General features: G+C 44.0%; 19 protein-coding genes, 1 pseudogene and 1 riboswitch. Of the genes and pseudogenes, 6 read left to right on the top strand and 14 right to left on the bottom strand.

The window, feature by feature from the left end; genetic code table 11:
- Window positions 1-182: 182 nt before the first annotated feature.
- Window positions 183-1,163 carry an AraC family transcriptional regulator gene (locus AB6F11_RS07285; RefSeq protein WP_104216402.1) on the bottom strand — a complete coding sequence of 327 codons (981 nt, stop codon included), beginning with the start codon at window positions 1,161-1,163 and terminating at the stop codon, window positions 183-185.
- A 180-nt stretch (window positions 1,164-1,343) separates the two neighbouring features.
- Window positions 1,344-1,772, bottom strand: a complete 429-nt coding sequence (locus tag AB6F11_RS07280) for a PACE efflux transporter (protein ID WP_104216403.1) — start codon at window positions 1,770-1,772, stop codon at window positions 1,344-1,346.
- Between the two features lie 138 nt (window positions 1,773-1,910).
- Here AB6F11_RS07280 and AB6F11_RS07275 point away from each other — a divergent pair, with 138 nt between their 5' ends.
- Together AB6F11_RS07275 and AB6F11_RS07270 are read left to right on the top strand one after the other, a co-directional pair.
- The gene (locus tag AB6F11_RS07275) at window positions 1,911-2,813 is read left to right on the top strand and encodes a LysR family transcriptional regulator (protein ID WP_104216404.1); all 903 of its coding nucleotides are present in this window, start codon (window positions 1,911-1,913) and stop codon (window positions 2,811-2,813) included.
- A gap of 421 nt (window positions 2,814-3,234) precedes the next feature.
- Complete coding sequence (locus AB6F11_RS07270) at window positions 3,235-3,579, top strand: thiamine-phosphate diphosphorylase (RefSeq protein WP_104216405.1); 345 nt, start codon at window positions 3,235-3,237, stop codon at window positions 3,577-3,579.
- A 100-nt stretch (window positions 3,580-3,679) separates the two neighbouring features.
- Here the strand turns inward: AB6F11_RS07270 and thiE are convergent, their stop codons facing one another.
- Window positions 3,680-4,297: a thiamine phosphate synthase gene (thiE, locus tag AB6F11_RS07265; protein ID WP_104216406.1), complete on the bottom strand. Its 618-nt coding sequence runs from the start codon at window positions 4,295-4,297 to the stop codon at window positions 3,680-3,682.
- 261 nt (window positions 4,298-4,558) lie between these two features.
- Between thiE and AB6F11_RS07260 the strand changes: the two genes are divergently transcribed.
- The gene (locus AB6F11_RS07260) at window positions 4,559-6,502 is read left to right on the top strand and encodes a methyl-accepting chemotaxis protein (protein WP_104216407.1); all 1,944 of its coding nucleotides are present in this window, start codon (window positions 4,559-4,561) and stop codon (window positions 6,500-6,502) included.
- A gap of 123 nt (window positions 6,503-6,625) precedes the next feature.
- Here the strand turns inward: AB6F11_RS07260 and thiM are convergent, their stop codons facing one another.
- From thiM to AB6F11_RS07205, 11 genes are all read right to left on the bottom strand, one after another.
- On the bottom strand, window positions 6,626-7,411 hold the full coding sequence (gene thiM / locus AB6F11_RS07255; RefSeq protein WP_017064406.1) for a hydroxyethylthiazole kinase: 786 nt from the start codon (window positions 7,409-7,411) through the stop codon (window positions 6,626-6,628).
- A 28-nt stretch (window positions 7,412-7,439) separates the two neighbouring features.
- Window positions 7,440-8,120, bottom strand: a complete 681-nt coding sequence (gene tenA, locus AB6F11_RS07250; protein ID WP_104216408.1) for a thiaminase II — start codon at window positions 8,118-8,120, stop codon at window positions 7,440-7,442.
- A gap of 8 nt (window positions 8,121-8,128) precedes the next feature.
- Window positions 8,129-9,085, bottom strand: a complete 957-nt coding sequence (locus tag AB6F11_RS07245) for an ABC transporter substrate-binding protein (protein ID WP_104216409.1) — start codon at window positions 9,083-9,085, stop codon at window positions 8,129-8,131.
- A 103-nt stretch (window positions 9,086-9,188) separates the two neighbouring features.
- Window positions 9,189-10,004: an ABC transporter permease gene (locus tag AB6F11_RS07240; RefSeq protein ID WP_170964256.1), complete on the bottom strand. Its 816-nt coding sequence runs from the start codon at window positions 10,002-10,004 to the stop codon at window positions 9,189-9,191.
- Entirely contained in the window at window positions 9,997-10,761 is a 765-nt protein-coding gene (locus AB6F11_RS07235; RefSeq protein ID WP_104216410.1) for an ABC transporter ATP-binding protein, read from the bottom strand. The genes AB6F11_RS07240 and AB6F11_RS07235 overlap by 8 nt, the downstream gene beginning before the upstream one ends.
- Window positions 10,751-11,644, bottom strand: a complete 894-nt coding sequence (thiD, locus tag AB6F11_RS07230) for a bifunctional hydroxymethylpyrimidine kinase/phosphomethylpyrimidine kinase (protein ID WP_170964257.1) — start codon at window positions 11,642-11,644, stop codon at window positions 10,751-10,753. Before thiD ends, AB6F11_RS07235 begins: the two co-directional genes overlap by 11 nt.
- A gap of 96 nt (window positions 11,645-11,740) precedes the next feature.
- A riboswitch (TPP riboswitch) is annotated at window positions 11,741-11,852 on the bottom strand.
- Window positions 11,853-11,950: 98 nt separating this feature from the next.
- The gene (locus AB6F11_RS07225) at window positions 11,951-12,868 is read right to left on the bottom strand and encodes a DMT family transporter (protein WP_102394458.1); all 918 of its coding nucleotides are present in this window, start codon (window positions 12,866-12,868) and stop codon (window positions 11,951-11,953) included.
- 73 nt (window positions 12,869-12,941) lie between these two features.
- Entirely contained in the window at window positions 12,942-13,682 is a 741-nt protein-coding gene (locus AB6F11_RS07220; protein ID WP_017061918.1) for an AraC family transcriptional regulator, read from the bottom strand.
- A 151-nt stretch (window positions 13,683-13,833) separates the two neighbouring features.
- Complete coding sequence (locus tag AB6F11_RS07215; RefSeq protein ID WP_104216411.1) at window positions 13,834-14,886, bottom strand: DUF4382 domain-containing protein; 1,053 nt, start codon at window positions 14,884-14,886, stop codon at window positions 13,834-13,836.
- Window positions 14,887-15,307: 421 nt separating this feature from the next.
- The gene (locus tag AB6F11_RS07210; protein ID WP_009844829.1) at window positions 15,308-15,559 is read right to left on the bottom strand and encodes a DUF2999 family protein; all 252 of its coding nucleotides are present in this window, start codon (window positions 15,557-15,559) and stop codon (window positions 15,308-15,310) included.
- A gap of 130 nt (window positions 15,560-15,689) precedes the next feature.
- Window positions 15,690-16,787, bottom strand: coding sequence for a YdcF family protein (locus AB6F11_RS07205; protein ID WP_009844828.1), 1,098 nt, complete (start codon window positions 16,785-16,787; stop codon window positions 15,690-15,692).
- A 483-nt stretch (window positions 16,788-17,270) separates the two neighbouring features.
- Between AB6F11_RS07205 and AB6F11_RS07200 the strand changes: the two genes are divergently transcribed.
- From AB6F11_RS07200 to AB6F11_RS07190, 3 genes and pseudogenes are all read left to right on the top strand, one after another.
- Window positions 17,271-17,945 carry a glutathione S-transferase family protein gene (locus tag AB6F11_RS07200; protein ID WP_104216412.1) on the top strand — a complete coding sequence of 225 codons (675 nt, stop codon included), beginning with the start codon at window positions 17,271-17,273 and terminating at the stop codon, window positions 17,943-17,945.
- Window positions 17,946-18,231: 286 nt separating this feature from the next.
- Window positions 18,232-18,465, top strand: a pseudogene (locus AB6F11_RS07195) (transcriptional regulator); the annotation flags it as partial.
- Entirely contained in the window at window positions 18,465-20,069 is a 1,605-nt protein-coding gene (locus AB6F11_RS07190; protein WP_104216414.1) for a hypothetical protein, read from the top strand. The pseudogene AB6F11_RS07195 and the gene AB6F11_RS07190, both read left to right, overlap by 1 nt.
- Window positions 20,070-20,105 lie beyond the last annotated feature (36 nt).

The raw sequence follows: 20,105 nt of genomic DNA, 5'->3' as shown, positions 1-20,105 counted from the left end.
ACTACTAATGAGTGTCATGAGGTTTCAAAGATGTTTTTATTGGTCGCGAAACTCGCTAAAAAAAACAACTCATCCACATTCAATAACTTAGTAGTGATATTGCCAGTATTCAAGGTTGATAAATGGCCATTTGGTGACAATAAATAATTCTGCGTGCAGGCTCCTGTTTTTACTTACTGGTTTTAGCTGTGCTCTTTTCGGTACTGTCTTGGCGTCATGTTCATCTGTCGTTTGAACGCTCGGGTAAAGTGGGAAGAATCGGAATAGCCCATTTTCGCACCTACTTGCGTGATCGATAGATCTGACTGCTTAAGCAATTCTAAAACCTGCTCAAGAACCATCTCTTCAATCAAGGTTTTGTAGACCACCCCTTCACTTTCCAATCGACGCTGGATCGTTCTGACATGAATATTCAGAATCTCAGAAGCTAAGCTAATTGGCAGTTTACCCATCGTGAGATAAGGTTTAATAACAAGCTTAAAAGCGCTCAAGAATGAGCTAGGTAAAGGCTTAGTGAGATCTGGTACTTGAGCAATTTTGGGTAAAACAATCGGTGCAAGCATGATATCTTCAGGGATCTCAAAGGCAGTGACCGGCCTATGCGTATAAAACTGAGCACTGCCCATTTGTGGTAGAGATTGAAAGCATTCGAGATCGCCATTCTGAATGCCAACCTCAGACGGCTTCCAACGCCCTTGCGTTAATACTAAAAGTAGCTCGTTGATGAAAATGACAGAGAACAGCTCAGCGAACTTAAACCAAGGCGCGTTAGTAAATGGCTTCTCGCGAACCAACCACCACTTGCCTCCGGATTGCTTGGTATAGACATTCGCACCATTGGATACGAGCTTCAGCTGCTCACCAAATTGGTCTAGCGCGCTTTTCAATGAATCCTGTTGGCTTAGCTTAACCACAAACCTTGGTACATAGGTTTGCTTGCAAAAACTCCACATAAAAAGCGAAAACTCTTCTCTCGACGCCGACTCTCCCATAATCTTGACCACGTTTTTAACTGTTGTCTCAGGGAGATAATCGTAATGGTCATTACTGGTGAGAATATCATTAGGGATTTGGGCACTGCGTAGTAAGGTGTAGATATCACCATCAATATGTTTGAACAGTTCCGCGAACAATTCGACTTCTTTCTTATCGACAACTGTCATTATCTGAGGGGTATTTGGCATCCTTTCCCTTATCTATTCGTTCACGAACTCAAATTATCACCTTTTTTAAGATAGCAGAACAAACGCCGCGTTACCTAGACCTACTAACCGGATACCTCCGTCAAAATAACGGATAAACAAACGGTTAGTAGCCAAACTCGTGTTTACTGACTTGGTAGATTACTGAACGGCTAAGTCCGCTCTGCGTACCCAGAATGCTCGTATATGATCATAAATCAGATTAAACAAAAACGCGTAAATGGTAATAAAAATGGTCACGCCGATATCCATTAAAAATGCCTGCCAAATCCCCACATCAAGTAAGTAAGCCATCACTGGGATCGTCGCCACCAGCAAGCCTGCCTCAAATAGCACAACATGAAAAACACGTAACTTGAGTGAACGCTTTGATTTTTCACCCGTGAAGTAGCGATCAAAAATGCGGTTGAAACAGTAGTTCCAAATCATCGCGATGGTCGCAACAACTATCATGGTTCCTGATAAGGCATTCACATCATGATCAGTAAATATCGCTAAGCCTATAATTGATAGTGTTACGGCCAGTACTTCAAATAACACAGAGTGGAACACTCTTTCTAACGTACTCATACATTCCTCTAAATAATCTATTACGTGTTGGATTGGTCGAAATTATGTCACCTGAAATAATAAGAGAAAGTTAACAGCCATCACGAATAGTGATAGCCTCGGAGTTATTACTCCCTTTGGTATTGAGCGAGAGATAACATGTACAGTTTTGAGCAATTAAAAGTCTTCGTCACTGTGTGTGAAAGTGGCTCTTTCTCTGCCGCCGCTCGCAAACTGAAACGCGCTCAGTCTGGAGTCAGCCAGTCGATCGCCAACCTAGAAATTGCCATCGACCAAGAGCTGTTTAATCGAGAGAAAAACATCCCCGTTTTGACCAACACAGGTAAAGCATTATTACCTGTCGCTAAGTCGATTCTCGACCAACAAAAGTACTTCGACCAAAAAGTAGAATCGCTCACACAAGAAGATGAGCACGAACTGATCATTGCGGTTGATGAAAGCATCATAGATAAGAATTTCATTAAGATAATCAGCTCACTGGCCGATCAGTTCCCAATCACGCACTTCGATATCATCACCACTTCTACCTTCGATGTTGAAGATCTAGTGAGACGTGGCAAAGCGCAGATTGGCATCATCTATGCGGATGGTGAACTTAAAGTGGATATGGACTTCTTCTTACTGGGCCAAGCGCGTTTCCTAACTGTTAGCTCTGCCACTCACGAACTGAGTCGCATGTCCGTAGTACAAGACTCGGACCTCAAGCGTTATCGCCAATGTGTGCATCGCAGCTCAAAGCAGCGCGAATTGTGGTTCACCTACGGTATTAGCTCGATGCTTTGGTATGCCAACAACCACAAGACCATTGTTGATCTCGTTGAACAGAACGTAGGTTGGGCAAATGTGCCCGAAATGATGGTGATGGAAGGCATTCAAAAAGGTGATCTTGTGGCGTTACCTGTCTCGCACGAGCATGGTGGTTGGATTACTCCAGTGGGTTGTTTGGTGTCTCGCAGCCACATCAATGGCCCAGTGCTCACTAGCCTTATTGAAAAGCTTAAGGGGCACTCACTGCAATACAATCAATGGCAAGCCAACTAGCCTCCCCTGTTTACAAATCATCTCTATTTTCAAAACATCGTCAATTCAGAGATTCAATATCGGCATGGAACACACCACCGCTACCCCATTTTCACTTTTATTGCTGATAAAGATCTTTATCGTTTAGACAAAACACCCTAGTTGATGTCCCAAAGTGACATAACTACTATGCGATCCCAACGGGTTTGTCTTTTCAAACGAATATCGACAGACCCAAATCGCTCTTTAACACCACTGACCCAACTTCAAATCTCCCAGATAAGCGCTCAGCCTTGCTGTTGCTTATGTCGGTTTCAAATAGATCACTTTTTGAATTTAATTCGCCCCAGTTTATGAGTGCTCTTCGAGTGCTTTTTTATATCTAAATGAACCTTTTGGAAAATTTGTCGTGAACGTTTTAAGAAACATTTGCCCTGAGAAAATGGGTAAAGAGCGTAACAAACGAGAGTATGATTTACGCGTACTTAATTGTGTCAGTGAAAGTGAATATGAATCGCGTATGGCGGTTTGGAACAGCCTAGCGTTAACTGCTACTCCGTCTGCGTCGGAAACAAAAGGCTTCATCGATGAGTCTTTCAACAAGCTTCAACAAGACCTGAAAGAAGCTAGCCGTGAGTTGTCGATTAACTACACAGACTTTATTGCGATGGCGCATGAAGAGATCAACTACATTAAGGTGTTTGTTGCTGATAAAACCTCGCAATACGGTTGGTATGCTGCGATCGTTCTTATGGTCATCGGCACGGTTGCTCTGTGTATTCAGTAAGTTAGACCACAAATTTTACTGGCTACTGCATCGAGCGCTTTAATGCGCTCTAACTAGAAAACAAATGACGAGTCTCATTTGTTTTCTAGCCACCACAAACTCACTCTCCCATCAAAAACAACAAATCTTGGGTCGCTTGTTTCGGGTCGTCTGCGTGACATATCGCTGATACCAAGGCTAATCCATGAATACCTGTGTTAACCAACTGCGGAATGTTCGATTCGTTGATTCCACCGATACCAACAATCGGCAATTTCGTTGTTTTCAAAGCCATTTGAATGCCTTCATAACCCCAATGTTTCTTTAGATTCGTCTTAGTCGGTGTGGCAAAAATCGCACTGAGACCAATGTAATCGATCGGCAAACTATCTGCTTGTTGTAGCTGCTGTTCAGTTTCAATTGATAACCCAAGAATCTTGTCTGAACCAATCAGCTTACGTGCTAACTCTGCAGGCATATCCGATTGACCCAGATGCAAACCATCGGCGTCGACAGCCAATGCTACGTCCACTCGGTCATTGATGATCAGCGGAACACCTGAGCCAGCCAGAATCGACTTAACCGCTTGTGCTCGTTCAATGAAGGCTCTTACGTCCCCATGTTTTTCTCTTACTTGAACCATAGTGACGCCACCAGCAACCGCTTGTTCAACCACGAATTTAAGCGTTTCTAGATCTTGTTGGTCGTCAGTCACCAGATAAAGTTTATAAGGGTTCATCGCGTACCTTTGAAGTCGATTTCTAAAATTGGTTTTCTGCCATTTTACCGACAAATCACATCCTATGCATGGAAGTTAGCACTTAATTCCTTAAGTTAGGCGGTTGAATTCAAATACGCAACTCGTTGAAAGCATGTCGAAAAACCCGATTTTTCTAACAAAAGCGTTACTTATTACACAAACTATTCGCTTTAGCATGCCCAGAATGCTGTTTTATGAAATACTCCCCTATGAAGGAATCAGGTAAATATAGGGATAGTTATGCGCCACCTTTCTATAGCGCTCAAGATCAAGCTGGGTTATGCCATCTGCTTGCTCTTTTTCGTCATTTCAGGCCTTGTGAGTTACAAAGGTATTCAAACCTTGTCGAACGGCTTTAGCCAGTACAGTGACCTCAGCCACAAGGCGACATTGTCAGGCAACATTCAAGTGCACTTTCTTCAGATGCGTTTAGCTTCTGAACGTTACTTAGAGTCATTGGATGATCAATACGAAGCGAATTATCAATCGAGCAAACTTGCGATTGATGAACTGCTGAACAACTTAATCCAAACCACCACCAATACTGATAGCTTGTCGAGCCTGCAATTAGTGCAAGACAGCGTTGCAGCTTTTGATGCGGCTTATGGATCAATGAAACAGAGCCAACTGCTCATTGACCAGTTAGTGAACGTGGAGATGGTCACACGAGAAACCAACGCACTGAAAGCGGCTCAGAGCTTATTGTATGAGTCTTACAATAACAATGATCCAAACGCGAGCTTATACGCAGGCATGTTGATGGAGAACTTCCTCGCAGCCAAGATCACAGTGCTGAGTTACTCAAACAACAACGACCTCAAAACCTATGAAGCTGGTAAAGACATTTTTGAATATGCTCTGCCAGGTATAGAAGGCGATATTGAATCTCTTAAATCATCTCCTTATCAAAGTGAATTGATTGAAGATTTCTCTAACCAACGGGAAGCGTACGCGAAAGGCTTTGAGCAAGTTCATCAACAGATGATTGAGAACACGCAAAGAACCGCTACCCTCGCCTCTATTGGTGACAGCTTAGCGATTTCGGTAGCTGATGCTCAGAGCATTCTAGAACAACAGAAACAAGCATTAACACCAGAACTGCAAGCCAGCGAAAAGCGCTCGATTCAAATCATCATATTGCTGACGGGTGTGGCTTTAGTTATTGGCATGACGAGCGCCGTGTTGGTGACTCGCTCTATTACTAAAGGCATCGCACAAGTTAAACAGATCACCAATGAGCTTTCTCAAGGCAACTTAAATGTTGAAGTGAACATTGAGAGCAAAAACGAGATTGGCGAACTGCTGACCAACATGGAGATCACCATCGAGTCACTGCGCGATATTGTTGGTCAAGTGAACCGCTCTAGCGTGCGTATTGGTGAGATGTCGGAGTCGCTGAATCAAGTGACCAATAACAGCTCGACCAACGCGACACAGTTGAACAATGAGATGATCAATATCTCTTCTGCCGTTGATCAATTGGCTTCAAGCACATCAGAGATTGCTGCAAGTGCTAACCACGCGTCTCAAGTTGCTAACCAAGCAACCGAGAATGTGGCGATGGGACTCAAAGAAGTAGACAAAACACTGCATGAAATTGGCAGCGCCGATGAAAGCATGCAGGTCAGCAGCCAGAAAGTGACTGACCTACACAAAGAGTCGATGAACATTGGTGCCATTCTTGAAGTAATCAAAGGCGTTTCTGAGCAGACCAACCTGTTGGCATTGAATGCGGCTATTGAAGCTGCGCGCGCAGGTGAACAAGGTCGCGGATTTGCAGTAGTAGCCGATGAAGTAAGAACGCTCGCTAAACGTACCCAAGACTCTGCTAGCCAGATTGATGAGCTCATCACCTCACTACAACGTGGCGCTAAAGATGCGTTAGAGTCTATCAAAGAGAGCCACAGCACGGTTTCAGACGCTTCAACGCAGGCGCAGCAAGCTTCTCAGAACTTACATGTGATTAATCAACACATCCAAGATCTGAACCAAGCCAACAGCCAAATCGCGGTGTCGGTTGATGAGCAGGATCGTCTTACCAAATCACTGGGTGAAAACGCGCAAGGTGCAAACACTATTGCTCAAAGCAACCAAGAGTCGGTAAGCAGCATTTCAGGTGCAGCGAGCGACTTAACCGAGGTTGCTCATCACCTAGAGAGCCAAGTTAACCGATTTAGAACCTAGCCAGCCAGTCTATACACAGCTGACACAGTTCCAAACCAGTAATAAAAAGCCCCCTACACATAAGTGTCGGGGGCTTTTTTAAGTTAATCTAACTCTAACTTGTGGCTTAGAGTTAGATTAGCCCTACTGAATCTTCAAGCGTTGAATCAGAGTCTCTTCGTCTAACTGATACAACTCATCAAGCAAGTTAATTTGCAAGCTACCTGGGCCGCGAGAGTTTTCAGCCGCGATTTCACCAACCACGCCTAATACCGCTGCTGCAGCTAAACCACTATCATCACCAACAGCCGCGAAAGCACCCGTCAATGCAGTTAAAGTACACCCCATACCCGTCACATACGGCATCATTTGGTGTCCATTGTTTAACGTCACCACGCTGTCTTTGGTAACAACGTAATCTGTCTCACCAGATATCACCACATTTGCACCGTATTCAGCCACTAAGCACTGTGCAGCACCTAACGCAGCATCACTGCTATCAAGCGCATCAACGCCTTTGCTCTGCGCTTGTTCGCCCGCTAACGCGATAATCTCAGACGCGTTACCACGAATGATCAACTTATCGGCTAAGCGTGCAATTTCACGAGAAGTCTCGGTACGCAACGTACTTGCCCCACAACCCACAGGGTCAAGAACCACAACCTTGTTGTTCGCGTTCGCTTGCTCAACAGCAAAACACATTCTTGGCGTCCAAACACTGTCGAGCGTGCCGATGTTAATCACCAAAGCACCAGAGAAAGACATCATCTCTGCCAGTTCTTGTTGCGAGTGCGCCATAATAGGCGAAGCGCCAATCGCCAATAACGCGTTGGCCGTGTTGTTCATCACTACATAGTTAGTGATGTTCACAACCAGTGGTTTTTGCTCTCGTACTGCGCGTAGCGATTGAATAATTTGTTCAGTAAGCATGGATAAATCCTTATTCGTGAAAGTCGCTTTAAGCCGCGGTTGAGTCATTAAGTGCATTCAGACCTTGCTGCCAAAAAGCCACTTCCATACGCGTTGCCGTTTTGAAGATATGAACGATGTTCTGACCGCGCTCGCTGTTGATATCAATTTCAGCAAGCAGCTGGTTGAAGTATTCCGCGCCCGTTGCCACGCCAGATTGGAACTCTTCTCCGCCGTATAGTTGCAGCCAGCTTGCGTACGAGTTGCCTTCTAATACAGTATCACTGCTTTCTAACAGCGCTTTACCAATCACGGCATAACCGATTGAACACGGAGCCAGTGCCGCATAAAGATCGACAAGATCACCCGTCATGCCTGCATCCAGAACGTAGCGCGTGTAAGCAACTGTACCGAAATCTTCCGGCTCATTTTCTAGGTCAGATTCGGTTAAACCCCACTGACCACAGTAAGTCACGTGGTGAGAGATTTCAGAATCTAGCAGAGCATGAACACTTGGCAGTGCACGACGCATATCAGCCAAGGTTTTTGCCTTGTAAATCGCCAATGCATAAGCGCGAGCATACTGTTTTAAGAACAGAAAATCTTGCTTCAGATAATGCAGAAAACATGGTTGAGCGAGCGTGCCGTTTGCTAGCGTTTTAACAAAATCATGCTCTGTGTAGTCTTGCCAATCTTGTTGACAGGCTTGGATTAAGTCTTGGTATTTCATGAGATTCCTTAGTCAAAAGTCGGTACGTAGTCAGCGGCTTTCGGTAGTGATTTGATAATGCCTTTGTCAAACATGAACTGTGCGTAATCGTCGTAACGCTTCATATCTACAGCAGAAGGACGAAGTGCAAAACGAGTCAGCGTGTCGTTCCATGCGCGTTGGTTAAGTTCATTGTTCAACGTATCTGGTGAATACGCCACAAACTCGCTCCATGACTCTTGTGGGTGGTTCACAATGTAAGTTGTTGCTTGTTCCAATGCTTTGTTGAACGCTTTGATCGCTTCATCATCGTGCTGCTTTGCGTTCGCAACAAAGATCAGCTCGTCGTAAGCTGGCACACCGTGTTCTTCTGGGAAAAACGCTTTTGCTTTAAAGCCTTCAAGGGCTAATTGGTTAGTTTCGAAGTTACGTAAGCCACCCCAGATTGCGTCTACCTTGCCCGATGCCAGTGAAGACGACAGTGCCCAACCAACATTGATGGTTTGCACGTCTGTAAATGCAACATTTTCTTGAGCTAGCATGGTACCGATAGTCGCTTCTTCGTTACCCGCAATCGCGATACCGATCTTTTTGCCTTTCAGATCCGCTAATGAATCGTTCTTGCCGTTATCCAGTACCATTAGCGTGTTCAGTGGCGTCGCGATAAGGGTTGATGCACGAACTAAAGGAAGACCCGCTGCCACATCCATGGTTAAACTTGGTTGGTAAGTTACCGCTAAATCAACCTTACCTGCTGCGACAAGTTTCGCTGGCGTGCTTGGGTCTGCTGGTTCTTGGATTTCAACCTCTAAGCCTTGGTCAGCGAAGTAGCCACGCTCTTGAGCGATCACAATCGGGCCATGATTCGGGTTCACAAACCAATCCAACATCAGCGTCAGTTTCTTTTGTTCAGAGTCCGCTAGAACATGACCTGAAACCAATGAAGCAAGCAGTGCCACTGCACCTATCAATTTTGTATTTTTCACGGTTAACCTTTCCTTTTGAATATTATTCTTATGTTGAGCGAAGCTTTATTAAACAGGCTTTATTAAACGAAGCCTTATTAAACAAGTGTTATTGAGCAAGCCATCATTGGTTCTCCCAAGGGATAGCTTTTTTGAGTAATTTATCTGTAACGAAGTAGAGCGAGATAGACAGCACCGCCAAGATAAACAAGGCCGCAAACATCTCATCAATGATCATTCGCGCGTTGGCCTGTAGCATTAGATAACCCAGCCCTTCACTCGAACCAACCCACTCCCCGACGACCGCGCCAATTGGGGCAATAACCACAGCGACACGAATACCTGACGCCAATGTTGGCAGTGCAGCAGGCAGTTGGATGTGACGAAGCAGTTGCCATTTCGATGCGCCCATCGTCTTGGCAAGATCGAGATAGCCTGTCGGTGTATTACGTAGGCCGTCGTAGCAACATGTGGTCACAGGGAAGAAGATAATGATCGCCGCCATCACCACTTTTGACGCGATGCCGTAACCAAGCCACAACATCAATACTGGAGCGATAGCAAACACGGGGATCGCTTGGCTCGCAATTAAGATAGGCAACAGCCAACGTTTCAACGGATCAAACATCAACATCTGCAAGGCGAAAAACAGCCCCATAGACAAACCTAGTAATAGCCCAAGTAAGATCTCTTGTGCGGTCACCCAAGTGTGTTTGAGTAACACATCGTAGCGTTCAATAAGCTTGAGAAAGACTTCTGCGGGGGCCGGAAGAATGAAGCTCGGCATTTCGAAAACAACGACCACAAGTTGCCATAAGCCAAGAATCACAACACTGCTGATAAGCAAACGCATAACGGGATTCATCTGACTTGAACGTTCAGTGCTAGACTGCACGTTCGTTGACTGAGTCACAGCTTCACTTCGCATTAGATCATTCATAATCACGCTCCAACTGATCTAAGATCGCCTGTTGCAACTCGGCACACTCACCATCGAGCACTCGTGGCGTTGAGGTGTGAGGCACAGGTAAAGAGTGAGCACTCGCAGGCATGCCTTGCAACACATACAAGTTATCCGCCAGACGCACCGCTTCTTGCGGATCATGGGTGATCAACACAACGGTTTTATCTCTCAACAGTTCACACGCTAAGGTCTGTAATTTGTGTCTTGTTACTGCATCCAGTGCTGAGAAAGGCTCATCCATCAACACGACAGGTTTGTCTTGCATTAAGGTGCGAGCCAGAGCAACACGCTGGCGCATACCACCAGACAACTGATCCGGCGTAGTATCCGCGTAATCGGCCAAACCAACTGAAGCGAGTAACTCGAACGCTCGGTTCCTTTGCTCTGCGTTTTGATGCTTGTTCGTGGTGTTCTGGAAGCGATGGCTCAGGCATACATTGTCGATAACCGATAGCCATGGCAGTAACAAATCTTGCTGTGCCATGTATGCGATACGATCAGTTAGAGGCAGTTCATCAGACGTTGCCAATGTACCCTGCCACTCCACCTTGTCTTCCAACAAACCTGCCAAATAACACAATACCGTCGTTTTCCCACAACCACTGCGTCCAAGTAGCACTGTCCACTTACCTGCGCTTAAGTTAAGTGACAGCCCCGACAGGGTCGCGTGCTCGCTATCTCGGTAACGCAACGTCGCATTGCTAAGTTGAACGCCAACCGTATTAACGGACATTACCGTGCCCAGCGAAAAAGTGATTTACTGGGCCATGACCTTGACCGACTTTCAACTCGTCAGCATGGGCAATCGCGCGTGAAATGTATTGTTTACCCAGGTCTACAGCCTCTGGGAGCGTGTTGCCTTGAGCCAAGAAAGAAGCAATAGCAGAAGAGAGCGTGCAGCCCGTGCCATGAGTGTTTTTGGTAGGAAAACGCTTCGCGCTAATCACAGCAGATGCAGTTGGTAGAATCAGTAAGTCATTGCTGTTTTCATCTTTCTCTAGATGACCACCTTTTAGCAGAACGGCTTTAGCACCTAAAGCGCGCAGATCTTCAATCATGTCCTGCATTTCGGCTTCGCTTTCAGGTACCGGCTTGCCTGTTAACGCCGCGCCTTCAGGTAAGTTAGGGGTAATAATGTCGGCGAGCGGAATCAGCTCTTGTTTTAGCGTAGTGATAGCAGAGTTTTCTAGAAGAAGGTCGCCGCTTGTCGCGACCATTACAGGGTCAATTACCAAGTGTTTTGGTTGGTATTGTTTGATTTTGTCTGCAACGACTTTGATGATTTGCGAATCCGCCAACATACCAACTTTTACCGCCACGATATTCAGATCGGTGAACACCGCATCTAACTGGCTAGCAACATGCTCAAGTGGGATTGGAAAAATGGCTGATACGCCTTGGGTATTCTGAGAGGTAATCGCAGTAATCACCGAACAAGCGAAGCTACCCGTTGCAGACATGGCTTTAATATCCGCTTGAATACCTGCGCCGCCGCCACTGTCAGAACCAGCGATCGTCAATACAATCGGAGTGTTTGTTCGAATCGAACCATCAGCAGAGTGCTGCGAAACTGAGGCTTTTAGCGTTAAATCTTTTGAATTAGAACTGTGTGTCATTGTCGCTCCTACTATCTTACAAGACGTAGGAGAACGAACACCGATCGAAGGAGAAGTCGCAATAAACACATGAAAGTTTTCATGGGTGCAGACGCAGATCGAGTGCTTATAGTTCCCTACGCCAGTGTTAACTGAATCAGGTTCAACGGGTCTCGATTAACGATCTCAGCAAACACCAAATAAGGTATATGCCCCCCGACTATTGATAGCGATAGTAACAGCACTCTCACAACTGAGATACTGATTTTATTCAATTATAAGAATTACACATGAAAAAATTTCAATTAGGCAAAACAAAACAAATACTTATAACGTTCCTTTAGATGGCTTCGACTGTATAAACAAGCACAACACAATCAGAGACATACCTAACCAGCCTGTAAAAGGAATCAGCTCACCGACAACACAGACGGCAAGCACCGCTGCAACTACTGGTTCAAACAGAGTCAGCAGATTGGCGCTACTCGCGGTCACGTGGCGTAAACCAAAACTGAACGCGATATAGCCCAAGCATTGTGGGATTAACGTCAGATAACTGATGACTAATACGTTAATCTGCGAGGAAAACAGGTTCTCCCCCGTAAACCAGAGCGTTGGCAGCAACAGCATCGCACCCAGGCCAAAAATACTGCCCATCGCCGCTTGTGACTTAATCCCTTTGTCGATCAGTGCTTTGGTCGCCCAAGAATAAATGGCGTAACACAACCCAGCGAGCAAACCTAAAGCAATACCGAACAGCTTGAGATCATCACCGGATTCATTCGTCGATGAAGATTCTGAAAACACCAACAACCCAATACCCACCACACCAATCGCAAAGCTAGTGAGCCAACGTTTGTTGATATTATTCTTTTTGCTAATAAGACACTCTAACAGAGCAGAAAAGAAAGGTGCGGTAGCAATCGAAACCACTGTACCAATCGCCACGCCAGATAATTTCATTGAAGAATAGAAAGCTAAAGGATAGATCGCTAAAGCCAAAGCGCTCACCGTCAACAGCTTCTTGTTCTGCAAAAGCTTGTCGAAAGCGAATAGGATTTTTCGATACGCCAATCCCGCTTGCATTAGGCCACCGACGCCCATAGAGAAAGCACCAATCGCTAATGGGCTTAGATCAGGCGCAAAACTTGCGGCGGTGCCTGTCGTGCCCCATAAAATAGAAGCAAACAAGATGGCTAAAGTGCCCGTTTGGAATTCGTTAACGCGATTGATGGCAAGATTCATTTCTATTACCCAATTTTCATTTCTGAAATAGATAATAGTGAACATATACTAAGTTGAGTTTGCCAAAAGGACGCTATTCTTGTTTTGGAAGACTCTCTTTCATCGAGCCCAAAAACGCCCTTGGAGACATGCCAAAGTGCTGAGAGAAGCGTCGACTGAATGCAGAGAGGTCACTATAACCCACATTTTCTGCGACCAATTGAACGGGTAAATCGGTATGGCTTAGCAAGGCTTGTGCTTTCTCCATACGGTAGCGAGTGATGTACTTAAGCGCACTGATTCCAATACACTCTTTAAAGCGTTTCTTAAATTGAGTGGGGCTCAAACATGCCGTTTCTGCAAGCTGAGAAATAGAGAGAGGCTGGGCGTAATTATCCGCAATGAGCCTTTGGACCGCTCGAATACGAGGGTCGATGCTCTTGCTGACTTTTTGTTGCTCTAATAACAGTGAAAACACATCCAAGATGGATGATTCAATGCCACTGTCCACTTGGTATTCCAACTGCTTTTCAACAAACAGCAAGAAGCTCATTAAGGGTGGCGTGATAGTAAACACCGAGAGCTCATGCTCTAACAAGTGCTGCGGTAACTCTGCCATATCCGCGACAATAAACCGCGCTGCTTCATCCGCCTTAAACGCATGCGCTGTGGTTACCGGAATCACCACGCATTCGCCCACGGCCACCTTGCCGACATATCCCACCATTTCAATACTAATACTCCCTTGAATAGGCAGCACGAGTTGATGGTAGCCATCATGGGCATGAGTATTAAATTGCTTGGTGTAAGATCGAATGCTTAGGCTAGATTTCATGAGCAACGCCGGAGTATATTTCGCTAGGTTAGAGTAAGAGTAAGAGATACAACGTTACATTATCACTTCCCTAGAGTCACACTCAATGCTCATCAAATTCATGCTAGCTACGTGACATAATCAAACACGGCCTCCAAATGAGAGGCCGTTTTTATAAAAAATCGTCATTTACATTAAGGTTAGAATGCACTTGGCTGTCTTGACCAACGGTTACTTGCACGCCATTTTGAGCTTCATATATTTCGAACCCATCAGCAACCGGATCAACATTTTCTTCATCACTGTCATATTGCGCAGTACAGGTATAACCTAATGAGTAAGTACCTGGATCAATGAAGCCCAGAGAGAACTCATAGTTAGTCTGTGCTTCATTCATTGCCACTGACGCTGAAGTAATCGGTTTCACTTCATCACTGCCGCCAATCGGAGCCATGTTAGCTTGTTCAACATTACCTTCATACAAGTACACCGACTGAACAAATGTATTGTCACCACCGTTACAAGTGTCATAAGTAGAAAGAGCAACAGTGCCTTCAATATTTCCTGTCTCAACCGTATTGATAAGGCTTACAGACGTTCTTTGAATGGTGTAATCAGGGAAAGTCGAACTGTTCTTTAGGCCACGTCGAAGATCGAACTCGACAACAAAGTCGTTACTTTGTTGGTTCACATTAAATGAGTTATTAAAGTAAAGTACGCCAGCGTTATCTTCTTTACCCACACCTTGCGGGCACGCGCCTTCACCTTTCACTGTTAACTTTTGTTCCACATTCTGATCATCTACAACATAAGATGGATGCTTCGGGTGATCGCCATCATTGGCAAACACACACAACTTATAGCTACCTACTGGCACCACCTCATTTTCAATCAAAGGAAGCGCATCGCTGCCTTGATAATCCAGCAAATTCACACTTAATGGAATCGGATCCTCACCATCTGGCAATGGATCGCCATTTTCATCAACGTAATCGCCGTTTTCGTCCGTTTTATACACATCATAAATCAGTGGCGAACCTCCCCCTTGAGGAAGTAAAGCGACCTTACTGAATGTCACGGTGACGTCTTTAACATCATCAATGGGCGCATCACTCACGCTCAAAGTAATGGGTGTCGTGCTGCTTGATGAACCTGAATCACCGCCACAACCAACAAGCCCAGCCAGCACAAGACTCGCTAAAGCGGTTTCCTTTAAATACTTCATAACTCATTTCCTATAAATCACTGCTCAATAAAGGGCTTAGTTTTTGCCCTCTTATTCTTTTCCTTAATGTGACTCATGGACAAACCGCGCTTATGGCCCAAATCGGCTAGCCCTATTATTTAGGGCTGTCTTCATCCAAAAACTCTGTTCATCAAGGTGCACATCTCAGGTCGCACATAGGTTAATTAAGTCTAGTAAGTAAATTGTCAGTAGTCGCACATATTTGGCAAGGTTGCTGTCAATTGTGTTGGAATGGTCGGTATGTATAGGGTCAGAGAGGATGATTGAAAGCACTCAAATCAAAGTCAAAAATCGCCACCAAGATCAAAAAAGGCCGTTAAGACAGCCTATTGCTGAACTTAAACGACCTTTTTATTGAATGTGGATAAAGCTAATTCGATATTAGCTCATTCAAATTCACTTATTTCTGAAGTTGCTCTTTAGCGGCTTCAACCTTAGAAAAATCTAGGCCAAGCTCTTCAACTGCTTCTTTGATTAGCGCAGGGTTTTGCATTACCTGACCCATCAGCATTTGAAGCTTATCTTGTGGTAAACCAAGTTGGCTGATTGTCGCCATTGCTGCAAGAGGGTTCTCGGTCAACGTCTTAAATATCTCGCTGATCTGCTCGTCGCTAATATTGTTCTCTTTCAACATTGCTAAAATCGGGTTCATTTTTTTGCCTTTGAAACACTAAATTAAGTAGGAGCACAGCATACCATCTAGCTGTGCTCGATTGTACTAACAAGTGAAGCTTTGGTTTAACACGAATTGTGCTTTTCCCAAACGCAAATAATACTTGGGCTTAGCGAGACTCTAATGGGTAAGAGCGGTAGCTCCACATACCATACGTTCTAAGAGCGTCACGGTAGATGCCTAGAAGCTCACCACTGCTCGCTTTCTTAAGATCTTCTAGCGGCTTATCTGGGTAAGAGACCGTATCGAAGGTAATGCCCTGAGGGCCCGTTTGCCAGCTCGCGATCTCAAACAGAGTTTGACCACGACGAACATGGCTTGCCGAGCTGATAATGGTCGCGTGCTTAATATCATGACGAGCAAGCGCATAGCTACTGAACAAGGCATTACCTACCGTGCTGGTCGCGTAGTTCTCTTCAATGATGCGGTCTTTGCTTACCCCTTTTGAGATAAGCCAATCCGCCATTAACTTGCCTTCTGTCTTATGGTTCTTAGGCACGCCGCCGGTTAACACGATCATCGCGTCTGGGTTCGCTTTCGACATTGCTAATGTCGTTTCAAGACGTTCAATCAAGATCTCATGCATAGAACCATCAGGGTTAAGCGCGTAACCCAAAGTGACGATGGCACCGTGGTCGCTCAACAGTCCCTTATCTGCAGACTCTTTAAGCGGTGTTTCTAACACGCGGTCGACCGTTGCAAAAATACGTTTGATGTCTTCTGCTTTACCTTTGTTCAGGCTTTCCAGTTTCTCCATGTGCTTGTTGGATTCACTGTCATTGCCTTCAAATCGCTGCCAAACCGCAAGATACGCATGCAAGTCGACATCGTCTGGCGCAACCGTCAGTGCTTGTTCAAACAACTCAATAGCGCGCTCTGCATTCTTGTTGTAGATCTGAGCGTTCGCCGCCGAAATCAACAAATCAGTACGGTAAGGTTCTAACTGGTACGCTTCTAACAAACGGTTGGTCACAATTTCCATGTTGCTTGGCATTTTAGCCGTGAAGCCCGCGTGTGAAATTCTTGCCGGAGACTTAAACGCCTGCAACGCATCAAGAAGTAGTTGGTCGACAACTTGTCGCTTAGTCACCAGCTGCGCGTAGTCCGCAGAAGCCTGTACAGCACCATCGTTAGCAGCAAAAGAATAAGGTGTTGCGCCAAAGGCTAGCATGCCACCAAGAGCGAGGGCGATAATGTTCTTTTTCATGGAAAGATCCTGTGTCGTTAAGTGTTCACATCAGATTTGTTCACCAATGTAAGTCCCTAAGATTAAAAAACCGTGAACCACACCAGAATCTCCGAGGTTAATATTCATTTGTTGCATAAGGTGTGGCTGCAGATCACGATTTTATGCGCCAGAGTAAGCTCAAATATCCAGATAGCTTCTAGTTATGAGGAACTCCCTTGATTACTTTGGAATATTTAACTTCGCCCCCACACGCCTATTCCATCTAAATTCGTAAGTTTCGAAGCTCAACATCAAACCTAAATGTGCATTTTATGTTCATTATTTCAGCAACTTAAAATGCTATCTCTCTACAAGTCGACGCTCATTCACGTTTGCTCAACCAAGTTCAAAAATCACAGAGTGTGATATCAAATCAGTCAATTCACAGAAAATTCAAAAATCAATCATTGAACGATCGTTCAAGTGGTGCTTTAATAAATGACCAATACAAGGAGTTACCCCATGCTTAAGTTCTATTTTCACCAAACACCAAACCCAATGAAGATCGCTCTGTTTTTGGAAGAGACAGGCCTAGATTTTGAACTTGTTCCTGTCGATACCTTAAAAGGCGAGCAACACACACCGGAATATCGTTTGATCAATCCAAACGGCAAAACGCCCGCGATTGAAGATGATGGACAACGTGTATTCGACTCTAACGCTATCCTGCTGTACCTATCTGAGAAAACAGGCAAGCTTGGTGGACAACCCGAAGACAGAGCCGAACTATTATCTTGGATGATGTTTATCGCGAGCGGCCTTGGTCCTTATTCGGGTCAATCGGTACACTTCCGCAATGCGGCACCAGCAGGCTTAGATTACGCGGTAAATCGTTATCTTCGCGAAGCACAACGTCATTACGAAGTGTTAGAAAAGCACATGGAAGGTCGTGAGTTTTTCGTCGGAAATGAGTACACCATTGTCGATGTCGCTGCATGGGGTTGGATTGATAAAGCACCTTTCGTGCTTGGTGAACAAGGCCTAGAACCTTACCCGAACTTGAAGCGTTGGTTTAACGCAATCAACACTCGCCCTGCTGCACTGCGTGCTCGCGAAATCGGCAAAGGCATTGAGTTTAAAACCGAACGTGATGAAGAAGCGAAACGAGCACTGTTTCCTTCAAATTATGCGAAGTAGAAGTAGTAAAGCCTGACAATGAGGCTCGGTAGTGATCTTCTGGGCCGCTTTTATTCACCTTGATTACTCATGAATAACCAACCCGTCCTTTCTAGTTCAAAAATCTCTACCCTGATTTCACCCCCTAACCTACGTATTGAATAAGATACCTCAAAGTCGTAAGTAATTGTTGCAAGTCATAAAATACAGATTTAGAGCTACTTGATATGAAATCATAATGATATTCTACATATCATTAAATATTTCATAGGCTTTAAACGAGCCTTTTAGTCAATCTAAGTGTGGTTTGTATATGATGGGCATCGAGCACGATGGAGCTACATTCATTGTCGATAAGGAAGTTCACCAAGCAGTAAGTGGCGCTGACCTAATAGATATGGACGGCCTACTCTCGCTCAACGATATTCAGCGGCTACCTGGTAAGAAACTAGCAATCAGCTTTAACGACTCGACTCTAACAGTCGAGGAAAGTGGTGTACGGGTTGCGGATAGAGTTGCGTTGGTGATGGAGAAGGTGTAATGAGAAATATAGTTGTTCAAAATAGTCTGAAAGAAATACTAGCTGGGTATTCAAGATTATTAAAAACTACAGATAATATTGATTTTACAAATGTAAAAAATGATCCATCTCTAAACGACCTATGCGATCATTTAGACGATATTGATGTTTTGATGGGGAAAATACAAAGTAAAAATCATATAAATGATAGCGAATCTTACTTATTATTAATTGAGTTATCTAACATAATAAGAAAAGTCTTTATTTTCCCTTCTGATAAAATAATCCCACTCAAAGAACCAATTAAAGATAGTGATGTTCTTAGACCACTGGACCTGTCGATAGCTATTGACGCTTTTTATGATTCAGTCGATGGTTGTATAATTTACGCTTCACGATACATTATATCTGATTTAGAAGAACAAATAAAATACCTTAAAGATTCTGCGAATGATAATAATTCAGAGCTTGATAAGAAACAAAATCAGATTATTAATAAAATTGAGTCTAGGTATAACTCTCATAAAACAGATCTGGAAAACTTATTAAATAATTCAAAATCAAACTTGGATTCAAATTTAGAAGACGCGAAATCATATATACACTCAGTAGCCCGCGATCTAAATAAAAATCAACAGGATAATCTTAATCAAAACCAACGCTCTATTACCGACCTAGTCAACAAAGCCAAGACAGAACATGAAGAATATATTAACCACATATCTTCTGTTTTTGAACAATACGAAAAAGAGTCTAGTAATAGAATTCAAGTAAGGATTCAAAAAGCTGAAACCATTGTTTCAAGTTTGACGGAAAAAGTTGCACAAGCAAACAAAGACCTATCCGAGTCAGTTCAAGAGCAAAAAACAAATCTCGAGCAATTTTCTCAAAACAATCGAAGTTCATTGATTGATATTATCAATAAAACATCTTCAGATAATCTAACTAAAATACAAGAAGCACAGTCTCAGGCTCTTAGTTCCCTCACAGAGCAAATAAATAACGAAATTAGTGTTATAAATGAAAAAATTAATAGCGAGGTTAAGAAATTTGAAGCTAAACGTATTGATATGGATAATTTATTAGAGAAAGTCGGGCTCGCTAGAGATGCAGAAGTAACAATTTCCCAAGCAGATAAGGAAGAAGCTACAGCAGATCAACTACGTAGTTTAGGGTTCAAATTATTGTACGTTTCCATATTATTACTAGTAGTTTTTTTCGCAGAGTACGTAGGGCTTAACTTTTGGTCAGATGTTTCTAAGTCGCTTAGCGATCTTACTATCGATGCGTTCGCCATCCGCTTTATGACTGTAATACTAATAAGTTCTCCAGCTATTTATTTGCTCAAAGAATCAGCCTACCATCGAAATAAAGAAAATCTATATAGACAACGGGGTACACAGCTTCTTACTATTCGAGGCTACCTAGCAGATCTCCCTCAAGAGCAACGTGCTGACGTCAAACACAAACTTGCTGAGAATTTTTTCAGTTTCCACAACGGAAAAACAGACACAAAAAACGTCCCAGATTTCCTACGAGATATGAAAGAAGCAGTAGGGATTGCAAAATCACTAAACGGTCAAACAAAGACGGTTTCTCAGCGCTTCAACAGAAAAGAAAAATAAAAGAAATTTATATGCTTCTTGAAATGACAATATTGA

Origin of the sequence: Vibrio sp. 10N.247.311.14 (assembly GCF_041467715.1) — a bacterium.
Taxonomy (GTDB): Bacteria; Pseudomonadota; Gammaproteobacteria; order Enterobacterales; family Vibrionaceae; genus Vibrio; species Vibrio crassostreae_C.
Note: the sequence above shows the minus strand (reverse complement) of the source record. Positions and strands in the feature narration are given on the sequence as shown.